Origin of the sequence: Paenibacillus sp. 1A_MP2, from assembly GCF_052244825.1 — a bacterium.
GTDB lineage: Bacteria > Bacillota > Bacilli > Paenibacillales > Paenibacillaceae > Paenibacillus > Paenibacillus vandeheii.
On the sequence record NZ_JBQQCS010000001.1, the window covers coordinates 668347 to 681154 of the forward strand.

9 protein-coding genes and 1 pseudogene are annotated in these 12808 nt (G+C 47.9%); 8 read left to right on the plus strand and 2 right to left on the minus strand.

Annotation, left to right across the window (positions count from 1 at the left end; genetic code table 11):
* Positions 1 to 33: 33 nt before the first annotated feature.
* From ACTWJ7_RS03510 to ACTWJ7_RS03525, 4 genes and pseudogenes are all read left to right on the plus strand, one after another.
* Positions 34 to 477: pseudogene (locus ACTWJ7_RS03510) on the plus strand (hypothetical protein); the annotation flags it as partial.
* A 212-nt stretch (positions 478 to 689) separates the two neighbouring features.
* Positions 690 to 1907: a GDSL-type esterase/lipase family protein gene (locus ACTWJ7_RS03515; RefSeq protein WP_443145132.1), complete on the plus strand. Its 1218-nt coding sequence runs from the start codon at positions 690 to 692 to the stop codon at positions 1905 to 1907.
* 680 nt (positions 1908 to 2587) lie between these two features.
* The gene (locus ACTWJ7_RS03520) at positions 2588 to 5227 is read left to right on the plus strand and encodes a rhamnogalacturonan lyase family protein (protein WP_443146335.1); all 2640 of its coding nucleotides are present in this window, start codon (positions 2588 to 2590) and stop codon (positions 5225 to 5227) included.
* Between the two features lie 345 nt (positions 5228 to 5572).
* Positions 5573 to 5749 (plus strand): aspartyl-phosphate phosphatase Spo0E family protein, encoded by a 177-nt coding sequence (locus ACTWJ7_RS03525; protein ID WP_024629767.1) that lies wholly within the window; start codon positions 5573 to 5575, stop codon positions 5747 to 5749.
* A gap of 119 nt (positions 5750 to 5868) precedes the next feature.
* On the opposite strand, the gene ACTWJ7_RS03530 is transcribed toward ACTWJ7_RS03525, so the two are convergent.
* The gene (locus ACTWJ7_RS03530) at positions 5869 to 6798 is read right to left on the minus strand and encodes a response regulator (protein WP_301880449.1); all 930 of its coding nucleotides are present in this window, start codon (positions 6796 to 6798) and stop codon (positions 5869 to 5871) included.
* Between the two features lie 381 nt (positions 6799 to 7179).
* On the opposite strand from ACTWJ7_RS03530, the gene ACTWJ7_RS03535 reads away from it, so the two are divergent.
* Together ACTWJ7_RS03535 and ACTWJ7_RS03540 are read left to right on the plus strand one after the other, a co-directional pair.
* Complete coding sequence (locus ACTWJ7_RS03535) at positions 7180 to 8616, plus strand: alanine/glycine:cation symporter family protein (RefSeq protein WP_301880448.1); 1437 nt, start codon at positions 7180 to 7182, stop codon at positions 8614 to 8616.
* A gap of 221 nt (positions 8617 to 8837) precedes the next feature.
* Entirely contained in the window at positions 8838 to 9530 is a 693-nt protein-coding gene (locus ACTWJ7_RS03540) for a Crp/Fnr family transcriptional regulator (RefSeq protein WP_301880447.1), read from the plus strand.
* 119 nt (positions 9531 to 9649) lie between these two features.
* Here ACTWJ7_RS03540 and pepT read toward each other — a convergent pair whose 3' ends face one another.
* The gene (gene pepT, locus ACTWJ7_RS03545; protein ID WP_301880446.1) at positions 9650 to 10888 is read right to left on the minus strand and encodes a peptidase T; all 1239 of its coding nucleotides are present in this window, start codon (positions 10886 to 10888) and stop codon (positions 9650 to 9652) included.
* Positions 10889 to 11196: 308 nt separating this feature from the next.
* Here pepT and ACTWJ7_RS03550 point away from each other — a divergent pair, with 308 nt between their 5' ends.
* Together ACTWJ7_RS03550 and ACTWJ7_RS03555 are read left to right on the plus strand one after the other, a co-directional pair.
* Positions 11197 to 11391, plus strand: a complete 195-nt coding sequence (locus ACTWJ7_RS03550) for a tautomerase family protein (RefSeq protein WP_079348050.1) — start codon at positions 11197 to 11199, stop codon at positions 11389 to 11391.
* Positions 11392 to 11433: 42 nt separating this feature from the next.
* Positions 11434 to 12468 (plus strand): NADH:flavin oxidoreductase/NADH oxidase, encoded by a 1035-nt coding sequence (locus ACTWJ7_RS03555; protein ID WP_079348048.1) that lies wholly within the window; start codon positions 11434 to 11436, stop codon positions 12466 to 12468.
* Positions 12469 to 12808: the final 340 nt, after the last annotated feature.

Sequence of the window (12808 nt, forward strand, 5' to 3'; positions counted from 1 at the left end):
TTCATTGATGAGGAAACGAAAGGATGGGTGTTCATGATCGCGAAGACGCGGCAAGTTGGCTTGGTTTTGCTCCTATGGGTATTTACCATTTCCAGTCTGGGGTGGGGGAGCCTGTTTGGCACACCAACAGCAAGTGCAGCCGTATCGGCTGATGAAGCTGCGGGAGGAGGCACTTATAAATTCGACTTTGGTTCAGGAGCTGTTGCGTATGGATATACAGGCGTGGACGCAGTGTCTGCATATTCCACGGAACGTGGCTATGGATTCACCGATGTGTCCAAGGTAACGGTGCAGGATCGGGGTACAAGTGATCCGATCAAATCGGATTTTGCCACCGTTGCTGATGGGAGCGGATTTAAGGTGGATCTGCCGAACGGTGACTACACCGTCTCCCTTGTTGCTGGTGACAGTGCAGGCAGCACGGATATTGCGATCAAAGTGGAGAGCATGAGCAAGGTTCAGCAGAACACCAAGCCAGCGGGTGAATATCTGGAGATGAGCTTCGATATTGCACTGGTGGATGGGCAGATGAACTTTGAATTCTCCGGAACGGCCGCCAATATCAATGCACTTGTGATCACCAAACAGCAGGAACGCGAAGCAGGTAACAAACCTGCTGTGTACCTTGCAGGTGACTCCACGATGCAGACCTATAACCCATATTGGGAGCCCCAAGCGGGTTGGGGCAAATGTTCCCGTCCTTTTTCAGTGATGCCGTGGACATTAAAAACCATTCCATCGGTGGACGCAGTTCCAAATCCTTTATTTTTGAAGGCCGATTGGATGAAATTCTGCGTCTCATTCGTCCGGGAGATTATCTGTTCGTGCAGTTCGGACACAATGATGCAACGATCAGTGTTCCTGACCGCTATGCTTCACCCGCCGATTACAAGAACTATCTGAAAACCTACATAGACGGAGTGCAGCAGCGGGGAGCTACGCCAATTCTGGTAACGCCAATGGGGCGTAGGGACTTTAACGCAGACACAGGCAAGTTCAATGTATCCTTCCCTGAATATGTGCAGGCGATGAAGGAAGTAGCTTCAGAGAAAAATGTGAAGCTGATCGATCTGAGCGCACTCAGCATTGCGTACTATGATTCCATTGGACCGGAAGCGACATTGTCTGTCTTCCTCCATGTATCACCAGGTATCTATCAGGCGTTCCCGAATGGGGCAACGGATAATACCCACTTCCAGGAATACGGAGCGATTCAGATCGCCCGTCTGGTTGCAGGTGCGGTTCGCGATCTGGACCTGCCCTTATCGGAAGCGGTCCAGGATGCCGAAGTTCCGGCTGAATTGCCAGCCAAACCTGCTGGATTGAAGGCAGGCAGCATCAGCAACGCCGGAGCAGTACTGAAATGGACGGCCGATGACACCGCAGACATCTACAAAGTGTACCGCAAACTTTCAACAGAGCCGGAATCTGCCTACAAGCTGGCAGGAACGGCAACCATACCGACTTTAACGCTGAGCGGACTGGTCGAAGGAAAGTCGTACACGGTTCGAGTAACCGCTGTGAATGGCCGCGGCGAATCCGAACCTTCGGATGAAGTCAGCTTCACCACCAAATCGGCTGCGTATCGATATGACTTTGGCCCGGTAGGTTCTCCGGTTGCTGAAGGGTATACGGAAGTCAATCGAAATACGCTGTATACGCCTGAACGCGGTTATGGATTAACGTCTTCCGCCAATATGGCCGATCGGGATCGTGGCAGTGCGACGGATAACCTGCGTCGTGACTTCGTGATCTATTTTAACGGCTCATATGAATTCAAAATTGATCTGCCGAATGGTACCTATTCGGTCAAGACGTACACGGGGACTGGATTGGTTCGGCGCGGACCAACATCAATATTGAAGGCAAAGATTATGGAACGGTATCTTCCGGCGCTCAAAATATAGCCGAAAAAGTGATCAACCAGATTAACGTTCAGGATGGACAGATGAATCTGATCTTCAGCGGGCAAACGGCCCATCTCAACGGGCTTGAGATTACACCAGTATTGGTGGCCCCTTCTAATCTAAAGCTGGATGGCCTGGATCTGGAGAGTGACCCAATCAGTGCTGCATTGTCATGGGACGCTATTGGGGATGACGTGCAGTATAAGGTATACCGTCAGTCCACTGGAGCGGCCAAGGCCGAGTTGCTGGCAACTACCGATACAACAACCTATATCGACAACAAGGTCGACCTGGGCATGAATTATGTATATATGGTAACGGCTGCGGATCGTACAGGAACAGAATCGGTTGCATCCAATGCTTTGCCTGTATCGACGATTGATTCATCTGTAGACAAGGCAGAGGTTCCTTCAGGCCTGTCGTTACAAAGCATCAACAAAAATGATGTTTCCTTCAGCTGGACGGAAGCAGCAGGTGCACGTGCATATCAAATCTATCGCGCTGTGAAGCTGGATGGGCCGTATGATCTAATTGCTCGTACCAAGGAGACAGTATACACAGACTCCACCATTCTCAGCACCATTCCTTATTTCTATAAAGTGGCGTCTGTGAATGCGGGTGGGGTATCCGAACTTTCGGGTGCACTTGAAACACCGGTAGCAACGACGCTGAATCGCGAAATGGAATATTTGGACCGTGCTCCGGTCGCTGTAAAAACGGAAAACGGCAACTATATCGGCTGGCGCATGCTGGGTCTGGATGCCGAGACCATTGCCTTTAATTTGTATCGGGATGGCGTGAAGCTTAACGATGAACCGATAACGGGAAGCACCAACTTTACGGATGCCGAAGGAACGGATGCGTCCAAATATCGTGTCATGACGGTACAAAACGGCATTGAAAAAGCAGCAACGAAGGAATTTGGCGTTTGGCAGGAGCAGTATCTGTCTGTACCACTGCAAAAACCTGCGGATGCGTATACGAAAGACGGACAGCCGTATTCGTATTATGCGGGTGATGCCAGTGTTGGCGATGTCGATGGTGATGGTGAATATGAGATTGTCCTGATGTGGTCGCCCAACAACGGCAAGGATAATTCCCAATCCGGATATACCGGCATTGTCTATATGGATGCCTACAAGCTGGATGGAACAAGACTCTGGCGCATCAATATGGGGCCGAATATCCGAGCGGGTGCGCACTACTCTCCATTCCTGGTCTATGACTTCGACGGTGATGGCAGAGCGGAACTGATGATGCGTACCGCAGATGGTACCGTCGATGGACTAGGGAAAGTCATTGGTGACGCCAATGCAGACCACCGGAACAGTTCGGGCTACGTTCTGCTTGGGGATGAATTCCTGACGGTGTTTGATGGTGAAACCGGAGCAGCGCTGGATACGGTGGAATATGATCCGCCGCGTGGAGATGTGGCTTCATGGGGCGATGGCTATGGAAACCGGGTGGACCGTTTCCTCGCAGCGGTGGCGTATCTGGACGGTGAACATCCAAGTGCGATGTTCAGCCGTGGATATTATACACGTACCGTGCTCGCGTCCTACAATTTCCGTGATGGCAAGCTGAGCAAAGTGTGGCGTTTTGACTCCAACGATGATGGCTACGGCGAGTACGCAGGCCAAGGAAACCATAACCTCTCGGTTGCAGATGTGGATGGCGATGGCAAGGATGAGATTACATTTGGCGCCATGGCCATCGATGATGATGGCAAACCGCTCTACAATACGAAGCTTGGTCATGGCGATGCCATGCATCTGAGTGATCTGGACCCGACTCGTCCAGGATTGGAAGTGTTCGACGTACACGAACATAAAGATTCGCAGTACGGTATGGAAATGCGTGATGCCGCTACAGGAGAGATTCTCTGGGGTGTGTTCACAGGTATCGATACCGGACGCGGCATGGCTGCGGATATTGATCCAAATTATCCGGGGTCTGAGGTGTGGGCTGCAACGATCACCAATGCTGAACATATTCCAATCACCGGGCTTTACAGCGCTCAGGGTGAACTGATCACGACGAAGATTCCATCGTCCACGAACTTCGGTATCTGGTGGGACGGTGACCTGCTGCGTGAGCTTCAGGACGATATTCGTATCGACAAGTGGGATTATGCGAACCAAACGACAGTTAATCTGCTGACAGCAACAGGTTCGGCTTCGAACAATGGCACTAAAGCCAATCCGAGTTTGCAGGCTGACCTGTTTGGTGACTGGCGTGAAGAAGTGATGTGGCGCAGTCAGGACAGCTCGGAATTACGTATTTATACGACGACAGATGAGACGGATGTACGTATTCGCACGTTGATGCATGATCCGGTCTATCGACTTGGCGTAGCTTGGCAAAATGTAGCCTATAACCAGCCGCCACATACCGGCTTCCATCTGGGAGTAGGCATGGAGCAGCCAGCGGCACCGAATATTCGTTATGTAGGTGCTCCGCAAGAACCCGAAGATACCACACCTCCGGTCATTACTGGCATGCCTGCGGAACAGATGAGCGAAGAAGATGTACTCCAAGTTGATGTGAAGGCAGAAGATCCGGAGTCCGGAATCACTCTTCTGGAATTGACTTGGGATGGTGAGGTCGTAGAACAGGGTGATGAGATTGCACTGACGGGTCTGGTGGGAAAACACATCTTTACAGCCAAGGCGGTTAATGGTGCGGGGCTCATCACCGAGCTTTCCGTGGAAGTGACAGTCATTGCCGCAGACCAAGCCACAGGTGCACCAGGTGTACCGTCCTTGTCCGACGATAACCAGCATGGCGATGGTTTGGCGGATGGAACATACACTATCACGATGAATATGTGGTGGGGGAATAACGGTACACAGTATAAATTGTATGAGAACGGTGAACTGATCGATACCCAGAAGCTCACCGCCTCAAGCCCTTCCGCCCAAAAGGCATCTACCAATATTTCGGGCCGGGTAAACGGTACGTATGAATATACTTGTGAATTGATCAATTCAAAGGGAATAACTGAATGTGCTCCCCATACCGTAACCGTGCGTGATGCAGCGCCAGCAAAACCGGTGCTCTCTCATGACAATTGGGATGGAGATGGAAACTATATCATTACGATGAATTTGTGGTGGGGCACAAATGCCACTTCCTATCGTCTGTATGAGAACGGTCAAGAGATCGACAGCCAGCCGTTGACTGCTGCATCCCAGAATGCACAGACAGCGACAGCAGCGATCAACGATCTCGAACCTGGAGAGTATAAATACGTTGTGGAATGGATCAATGAAAGTGGATCGGTTTCCAGTGAATTGATTACAGTGAAGGTCACGCATTAATTAACCTGATTAAATAATGAAGCACCTCTCTATCGATATAGGATAACCCCTTGGGTAGCCTGTATATTGAGAGGTGCTTTTTTGTTTTTTTAACATACACAATAATGACACAACTGTTTGATTATGAAGGTAGTGGGGGAAATTTGCTTTGTAAACTTACAATCTTACCTTCAATAAGGCGCTCCAGAGCCATTTACGGATAGCCCTATAGAGATGGTATCAGTGACTATCAAAATTTGGAGAAGGATACAAAACATCCATGCCAACTATGCCATATGTTAATCCAACTATAGATTGACAGGAAAACCTAAAATGTAACACAGAAATAAGGAGGGATCAGACGCGATGGTTATGAGTTTGGAATTGAAAAATCAAATAGAGAAAGCCAGACATAACCTTCATATGTTGGTAGAGCATAACGAGGGTAGATTTGGACACCCCGATGTGCTTCAGCAGTCCATGGTACTGGATGAATTGATTAATGAGTATAATCGAATGAACCTGAGCAAGCCAAGGGCTTGATGGATATAGATGCACTTTTAGGCAATTATGCGCGCATGATAATAGCTGGAATAGACAGCAGGAAGAACGAATGCTGAATCAATTCCAGTACGATCATACGCGCATATTTTTGTTACTATTTAATGCAACAGCCGCTTGGCTTCCAGATACAGCACCTGAACGAACTTTTTCGTATTAATGCGGGTCTGGGACAAGGAGGGCTCCACATTGTTTTGCAGTTCCAGCATTTTTTTGCGAATTTCCGTAAAATCAAAGAACTTTGACGCATAGTTCTCGAACTTCGGATGTGTATAATCCGTGAGCCCGAGCGATACGACATGGCTCAATGTTTGGAAAATGGCACGGCGTACGCGCTGTTCGGATGCTTTGATCTCCTTTGTCACTTCTGCTGCTGAAGCATCAGTGCCCAACTTGCGCAGGGCTACATTCTGGAAGATATCCTTAAGTGACGGGAACGTGTATGGAGAGAGCTTATGTTCCTCGGTTTCAATCTGCTCCAGGTATTCCAGCATGTCCAGCAGATCTCTGCTGCCTGCTTCCCCGATCATGCCCATCTCGGATAGCAGGAAATGTCCTGCCGTCGTAATCGTTTTGTCGGGAACCGGTGTTGCAGTACGTTCGGAAGATTGCAGTCTGGAGAGTCCCTGCAGTGTACGTTGAATATCTGCGATGGATTGCTGCATACGAAGACGTTCGTCCACCAGTCGCAGAACAGACAGAATCTCCAGCCGATTAATCGGCTTCGTAATATAATATTCAATGCCAAGAGAATAGGCTTCCCCAATCATATTTTTCGATTCTATCTGGGAGATCATCACGATCTTGCCATTGAACCTTCCTTCAAGCGCACGTATGGTCTGAATCCCGTCTCGCTGCGGCATGAGCAGATCAATTAGCAGTACATCCACCTTGTGCAGCTCAAGCAGTTCGGCAGTAATGTGAGCTCCATCCTCTGCTTCTCCCGCAATGTCTCCAAGCCCCTCATCTTCAATGATATCCATTAGCATGGATCGTACGCCAGGATCATCATCCACAATAAAATAACGCATTTCAGTGACCTCCTTTCTGATGAAGTCGTTATGAGAAAAATGTATGGGTGAAGACGATTTATCCTGCTTTTGATGTCCTCTATTATCATACTTGGTTGTATATCCCGATGTGAAGACCCGTGTATGCGACCGATATGTCAGATAAAGTAACAGTGAATGGATAAACGTTGCTTATTTATAAAAAAATTTAAATGATTCTGTGTAGGTATTTGTCGATTTCCGTAGATGCCCCTGTAGTATAAGTAACATCCGAAAATGTGGATTCCGAGATGTGCAGAATGGTACAAACGATGCTCTATGAAGTAGTATAAGAATTTTTCGCTCAGTCATACAGCTGGGAAACACTTTTTAATGAACCATCTACGAAAAGGGGCATTGCCAATGGAGCAAACAATACAAGATATTATTGCAGTTTTCAATGATTTTCTGTGGTCCAAGCTGTTAATCATATTGTTGGTGGTATGCGGTCTGTACTTTACGACCAAGACCCGGTTCATGCAATTCCGCATGATTGGAGATATGGTGAAAGTGCTTAGGGAGCCGAGAAGTAAGGAGCCCGGCAAAATTTCGCCGTTTCAGGCATTTTGTATCAGTATGGCAGCCCGCGTAGGTACCGGGAATATTACCGGTATTGCACTGGCAATTGCACTGGGGGGACCCGGGGCTGTATTCTGGATGTGGGTCATCGCGATCTTTGGTTCAGCCTCCAGTTTTGTAGAGAGTACACTTGCTCAAATTTATAAAATCAAAGATAAGGGCGGATTCCGCGGGGGTCCGGCTTATTATATGGAGCGTGGCCTTGGGAAACGCTGGATGGGAATTTTGTTCGCGATTCTCATCACATTGTCGTTCGGTTTGGTCTTTAATGCGGTGCAGTCCAACACGATTACGGTGGCATTCAAAAATTCATTCGGCATCGATCGGTTGACCGTGGGTATTATTATGGCTGTTGTGTTTGCTGGAATCATAATGGGCGGTGTTAAACGGATTGCCAAGGCGTCCGAATACATTGTCGTTGTTCTTGCGGTGTTATACATTGGCGTAGCTGCATTTGTTGTTCTGTCGAACATCACCCAGCTTCCGGCCATGATTGCGCTGATTGTGAAAAATGCCTTCGGCATTGAACAGGTCGCTGGTGGTACACTTGGAGCTGCGCTGATGAATGGTGTCAAACGTGGTTTGTTCTCCAATGAAGCAGGTATGGGTAGTGCACCGAACGCTGCGGCTACGGCGCATACTACACATCCGGTCAAACAAGGACTTATTCAGGCATTGGGCGTGTTGACGGATACGTTGGTCATTTGTACAAGCACAGCCATGATTATTTTGTTATCAGGCGTGTACAAAGGCTCGAATTTGGGTGGAATTGAATTGACCCAGGCGGCATTAAGTGTGCATATTGGTTCATGGGCGTCCGGATTTTTGGCAGTTATGGTGTTTCTGTTTGCCTTTAGTACGCTTATCGGGAATTATTACTATGGGGAAACCAATATTGAGTTTATCAAATCCAGTAAAGTATGGCTGTGGGTATACCGTGTCTGTGTCATCGCAATGGTTCTTTTCGGTGCTGTTGCCAAAGTACAGCTGGTATGGGATCTGGCCGACCTGTTCATGGGGCTGATGGTGGTGGTGAATCTCATTGCCATCCTGATGCTGTCCAAGGTGACATTTGATGCGTTGAAGGATTATAAGAAGCAAAAAGCCGAAGGGCGTGACCCGATCTTTACGCGGGACCGTATTCACATTCCGGGTGAAGTGGAGTGCTGGGAGTCTGAGGCCGAGGTAGTAGGAAGAGAATTAAATAAAGCTGCCAAATAATAAAGGAATAACAGATTTAGATACAACACAAGATACACTTACAGCACGATAAAAAGATATAAAAAGAGGGCTTGGAAACTCCATCATGGGACTTCCAAGTCCTCTTTGTTATATGAGCATTTGGTATAATACGCAGAAGGCCGCTTAGGCTTCTTCTTTATCGGATAAAAGGACCTGGGTCCATTAGTAGACGGTTAAATTTCATTGGGGGTTAATCCGAGATGAGAGAAATCATGGACTTTGAATTGCTGCATCAGCTTGCGCGGGAGCATGGCCTGGATCAGGTGCTCGACGAGCCTGCGCTTGCTGAATTAAGGTTACTTGAAGCCTCCAAAGGCGAGATTATATGTGCCAAAGGTGAACGCCCCGAGCGATTGTATTTTCTCGTTCAGGGCAAACTCAAGATTTATACAACGCTGCCAAACGGTAAGTCACTGTTGCTTCGTTTCAGTATGCCGCCTGCACTCGTAGGTGATCTGGAGCTGGTGAATGGCAAGGAAGCCAAAAATACGGTTGAGTCCGTCAACAAGAGCCTGCTGCTCGGTGTAAGCTATCGCTATCTCAAAAATACTTATGCTGAGAACCCGAAGTTCCTCCATTTTATGCTCAGTCATGTGACCCATAAGTTGTATACCTTCTCGAATCTGTCGAGTCTCAATCTGCTATATCCGGTCGAGAGCCGCTTTGCGAGTTATCTGTTGTCCACGATGGAGCAAGGGGAACAAGTCACCGAAGAAATCCAGACCTCCAAGCTGACAGAGCTGGCAGATATGCTGGGCACGAGCTATAGACACTTGAACCGGGTCATCCATGATCTCTGCGACCGTGAAATCATCCGTAAAGAACAGCGCAGCATGGTCATCTGCAATCTGGATCAGCTGCGTGAAATTGCGGGAGGCAATATGTATGAATAAATAAGGTGCACGGAACGGCAAAAGACACCCTCAGCTTATCACATGAAAGAGGGTGCCCTTGCCTTCACCTGTTGGTGAATGATCCATTTTAATTGCTGTGCTGCAGCTTTATGCTTCGATTAAACATCTCCGCGCTGTTCGAATAATTGGGCAATTTCCACGATGACTTGTGTGGCTTTCACCATATTATCAACCGATACATATTCAAACTTGCCGTGATAGTTCTCTCCGCCAGTGAAGATGTTGGGTGTAGGCATACCCATGTATGAGAGCTGGGAACCGTCTGTTCCTCCGCGAATCGGACGGATGACAGGCTCGATATCCAGGCGGGTCATCGCTTCATGTGCAATATCGACGATCTGACGCACAGGTTCGATTTTCTCACGCATGTTATAGTACTGATCATTCAATTCAATGGAGATGCTCTTCTCGCCATATTTGCTCTTTAACTCGTCCACGACACTCAACAAATACGCTTTGCGTTCCTCAAACTTCTCTCGATCGAAATCCCGGATGATGTAGCTCATCTTGGTCAATTCGACGTCTCCCTCGATGGATAACAGATGATAGAATCCTTCATACCCCTCTGTGAATTCGGGAGCTTCCTCCGCAGGCAGACGGCGGTTCAGCTCCATCGCAATTTTGGCGGAATTGACCATCTTATTTTTGGCTGTTCCCGGGTGCACGTTGGTGCCCCGTACTGTGATTTTGGCAGCCGCCGCGTTGAAGCTTTCGTATTCCAGCTCGCCGAGCGGTCCGCCGTCCACCGTATAGGCATATTTGGCTCCAAAAGCAGGGACATCGAACTTATGCGGCCCGCGGCCGATCTCTTCATCCGGTGTAAAAGCGACGCGAATCTTCCCGTGTTTCACTTCCGGGTGTTCAATCAGATAGGCCATCGCCGTCATGATCTCGGTAATGCCTGCTTTGTTATCCGCACCAAGCAGTGTTGTGCCGTCTGTTGTGATCAGGGTGTGGCCTTTATATTCACGCAGTTCCGGGAAATCGGTGGTGGATAACACCACATCCAGTTCCTGATTCAGTACAATATCTTGTCCATCATAGTTGTCGATCACCTGTGGTTTTACATCTTTGCCTGTAAAGTCGGTCGCTGTATCCAGGTGAGCGAGAAAACCGATCACAGGAACATCTTTGTCTGTATTGGATGGCAGTGTAGCCATCACATAGCCGTTCTCATCCATCGTCACTTCCTGCAAACCAATGGATTTGCATTCTTCAACAAGGTGTTTTCCCAAGACCAGTTGGCCTGGTGTGGAAGGACAGGTTTCACTGTTTTCATCGGATTGCGTATCCATTTGAGCATAGGTTGTGAGTCTTTGAATTAAAATATCTTTCACCAGTAATCGCTCCTTTGGCTTCGGTTTATTATATAAGTTGAATTACTTATTTTACACTGAAACACTATGAGGTCCGTTTTCGTGTAACCGTTAGATACAACTTATATAAAGTGGGTATATTATTTCCAGTATGTCTGTAGGGCTATCATATCATGTTTTGGGTCCATTTCGAGTTATGCCGGACGCATCGGAGGAAAGAAAGGACCAACTAGGTATAAAAAAGGGTACTATCTCACAAAAAAGTACGTACTTGTTTTTCTGTAGGTAAAGTTCATAATAATCAATGATAAAAGGATGTGAATTTAGCCATGCCATTTATAACCGTTAAAGTGCTGGAAGGCAAGACGACGGAGCAGAAACGCCAGCTGATTGAACGGATGACCCAAGTGGCTTGTGAGACACTGGACGTCGATCCGAGTAACGTATTCATTTTCATTGAGGATCTGGAAAAGAGTAACTACGGCAAGAATGGAAAGCTATTTTCCGATCAGCAAAACAAGTAAACGCCTTAACATATACCTTATTGAATAGGAGATGTACCTGAAATGACAGAGAAATTATTTTCCCCGTTTCAAATTAAGGGGCTTCAATTAAATAACCGTGTCGTCATGGCGCCAATGTGCCAATATTCCGTAACTGCCAAAGATGGTATTCCGAATGATTGGCACCAAGTTCACTATGTAAGCCGTGCCGTTGGGGGTACTGGATTGATTATAATTGAGATGACGGATGTTGATCCGGACGGACGCATCACCGATAATGACCTGGGCATCTGGTCGGACGATCACATTCCTGCCTTTGCCAAACTGGTGGATGGCATTCACGCTCATGGCTCCAAAGTGGCGATTCAGATCGCGCATGCAGGACGTAAAGCAGAGGATGCGGCTCGGCCTGTAGCTCCGTCGGTGGTTACCTTCCCTGGAGAAAGCTTCAATACGCCACACGCTTTAACAACAGAGGAAGCACAAGCCATGGTACAGAAGTTCGCGGACGGGGTACGACGTGCAGTAGCTGCCGGGGTCGACGCCATTGAGCTGCATGGTGCTCATGGTTACCTCATTCACCAATTCCATTCTCCGTTGATGAATCATCGTGAGGATGTGTATGGACAGGATCTTTCCCGTTTTGGCGTTGAGATTATCCGTGCGGCGAAGAAAGAAATGCCGGAAGATATGCCGTTGATTATGCGGATTTCGGCCATAGAATACGCCGATGGCGGATATGATATTGATCATACCATTGAAATGTCTCGTGCCTATCAGGCAGCCGGCGTGGACATGTTCCACATCAGCTCCGGTGGTGAAGGATCTTCCGGACAACGTAAACCGGGGAACTACCCTGGTTACCAGGTTCCATTTGCCCGTCGTTTCCGTGAAGAATTGAACGTTCCTGTCATCGCGGTGGGAATGCTTGAGGATTCAGCTTTGGCTCAAGCAGTTATCGGCAACGGTGACGCTGATCTGGTTGCCGTTGGCAGAGGCATGCTGCGCGATCCGTACTGGGCGACTCATGCAGCTCTGGAACTCGGCGTCAGCAAAGATAAAGCGGCTATTGCAGAGCAATATTCCCGCGGATATTAATCTTGATTAGAACATTTATATAAATGCAATTGAAAAGGGATGCCCCACAAGTCATGAACATGACGGAGGGCATCCCTTTTTAGTGTGATTATTTCGTAACAGTCGATTCGGTACATAATGGACCATAATAACTAAAAGACATGTAGCGTTTCCTCCGCAACATAATTAAAATAAGCAGTGGAAGGGAATGCCTGTGAGGTTTATCCCTTCCGGCAACGGTTGGAATTGGATTTTTCGGAGCAGACTAACATAGGAATCACGCACCTTTATGTAATATGTTCCAATTATAGATTTGGTTTGAAGGGTTGGTCAACAGAATACCTGTTGTTAGCTGAATATA